The sequence below is a fragment of the Actinocorallia lasiicapitis genome (genome assembly GCF_054778695.1).
The window spans coordinates 1-2,190 of sequence record NZ_BAAGZI010000616.1 but is presented as its reverse complement, the minus strand read 5'-3'; the positions used below and the strand labels follow the sequence as shown (position 1 = coordinate 2,190).

General features: G+C 73.0%; 3 protein-coding genes. 2 read left to right on the top strand and 1 reads right to left on the bottom strand.

Annotation, left to right across the window (positions count from 1 at the left end; all coding sequences use genetic code 11):
• The coding region (locus ACYVE7_RS32945; protein ID WP_460370358.1) for an MFS transporter at nucleotides 1-634 on the bottom strand (634 nt) is incomplete at its 3' end.
• A 317-nt stretch (nucleotides 635-951) separates the two neighbouring features.
• On the opposite strand from ACYVE7_RS32945, the gene ACYVE7_RS32940 reads away from it, so the two are divergent.
• Together ACYVE7_RS32940 and ACYVE7_RS32935 are read left to right on the top strand one after the other, a co-directional pair.
• Nucleotides 952-1,566 (top strand): ATP-binding cassette domain-containing protein, encoded by a 615-nt coding sequence (locus tag ACYVE7_RS32940; protein WP_460370356.1) that lies wholly within the window; start codon nucleotides 952-954, stop codon nucleotides 1,564-1,566.
• The coding region (locus tag ACYVE7_RS32935; protein ID WP_460370354.1) for a YhgE/Pip domain-containing protein at nucleotides 1,563-2,190 on the top strand (628 nt) is incomplete at its 3' end. The genes ACYVE7_RS32940 and ACYVE7_RS32935, both read left to right, overlap by 4 nt.

Sequence of the window (2,190 nt, the reverse complement as noted above, 5' to 3'; positions counted from 1 at the left end):
CGAGCGCGAGCCCGCCCGTGACGGCCCCCGCGCCGACCCAGTCGATCCCGCCGCGCCGCCCGGCCACGCCCGGCAGCAGCACCGGGATCAGCGCCAGGCTCGCCAGCCCGATCGGCACATAGATGAGGAACACCCAGGGCCAGCTCAGCCATTCGGCGATCACCCCGCCGAGGAACACGCCCGCGGTGCCGCCGGCCGGGGCCGCCGCCCCGTAGACGGCCATCGCCTTGGCCAGCTCCTTGGGCCGGGAGCCGAACAGGACCATCAGCAGGGTCATCGAGGCGGGCGCGATGAGCGCGGAGCCCGCGCCCTGCACCACCCGTCCGGCGATCTCCACCGCCGGGGTCCGCGCGGCGGCGGCGAGCACCGATCCGGCGATCAGCACCGCCCAGCCCGCCGCGAAGATCCAGCGCGCCCCGAGCAGGTCGCTCAGCCGGCCGCCGAGCAGCAGCAGCCCGCCGAACGCCACCACGAACCCGTTGAACACCCACTGCAGGCCGCCGGGCGAGAAGCCCAGGTCACGGCCCAGCTCCGGGAGGGCCACCCCGATCACCGACGTGTCCATGATCACCATGAACTGCGCCGCGGCGAGCAGGCCCAGGGCCTGCCAGCGCCGTCCGTCCTTCGACCTCACGATTCCTCCTCCGGTTCCGCTGTCTCCACTGCCTTCTCCTCCACCTGGACGGTCGAGCACTGCTTGATCCGCTCGCCCTGCTCGTCCCGCCCGACCTGGCAGCAACCCATGACGCACCTCCCGTTCCGGATACCCCCCTCGGGTATCTGGAGAGGAAGGTAGCACACCCCCAGGGGGTATCAACGGGTGATCGCTGTGACTCCGGTCACGGTCAAGATCGGGCCCGGAGTCCGTGCCCGGGTGGCAAAGGTCGGCCGGGAGGGTGCTCGGCGTGCTGGTCGGCGGGGAATCGTGGGCTGAGCAGCGCAGGAGGTGCCGTGGGTCGAGCCGTGATGGTGGCCGAGGAGTTGGGGGTGCGGACGCGCCGCGGCTGGGTGTTCGCCGGGGTCGAGCTGGAGGCGGAGGCCGGTCAGCTCATCGCGGTCGGCGGGGCGGGCGGCTCGGGACGGTCGTCGCTGCTGCTGGCCGTCGCCGGGCGGATGCGGCCGTCCATGGGGCGGCTCTGGGTCTGCGACGAGCGGTCGCCGCACCGGATCCGGAACCTCGTCGCGGTCGGGCGGGTCGGCGGCGCGGTCGAACCGGACGAGGAACTGACCGTCCGCGACCACGTGACCGAACGCAGCCTGTACGCCAGGACCGAGAAGGACTCCTTCGGGGCGGCGTGCGAACTGCTCGGCACACGGTTCGAGGCGGGCGAACGCGCCGGAGCCCTCGCCGACGAGCGCCGCACCCTGCTGTCACTGGCGCTCGGACTGATGGAACGCGCCCCGGTCGTCGTCCTGGACGATCTCGACGAGGGCACGCCCGTCGAGGGCCAGCGGCGACTCTGGAAGGCCGCCCGCCGGGCGTCCGACGCCGGCGCCGTGGTGATCGCGACGACCACCGACGCCGACCCGGCCGAGGGCCTGGCCGACACGGTGATCCGGCTGTGATCCGGGCGCTGCGGCTGGCCCGCTACGAGCTCAAACGGTTCCGGACCCCGCTCCAGCGGGCCGGGCTGGTGTTCCTGGCGTCGGTGCCGCTGATGTACGGGGCGATCTACCTCTGGTCGAACTGGGATCCGTTCGGGCGGAGCTCGCAGATCCCGATCGCGGTCGTCAACGAGGACCAGGCGGTGGCCGTCCAGGGGCAGGAGGTGGCGGCGGGCGACGACGTCGTCACCGAGCTCAGGAAGAACCCCGAGCTGGGCTGGCGGTTCGTCGGCGCGGCCCGCGCCCGGCAGGGCCTCAGCGACGGCGACTACTACGCGATCATCACGATCCCCGAGGACTTCTCCGCGAAACTGTCGAGCGGCGCGGGCGGCACCCCCGAGCAGGCGACGATGGCGATCACGCTCGACGACGCCAACAACTTCCTGGTCGGGATCGAGGCGGGCGCGCTCAAGTCCACCCTGGAGCAGAAGATCGGCGCGGCCGCCGACACGGCCTACTTCAAGGCGTCGGGGAAGCTGCTGGAGGAGATGCGCGGCGGGCTCACCAAGGCGGCGGACGGGGCGGGCGAGCTCCAGTCGGGCGCGGGCCGGCTCCAGGACGGCGCGGTCACGCTCGGCCAGGGCA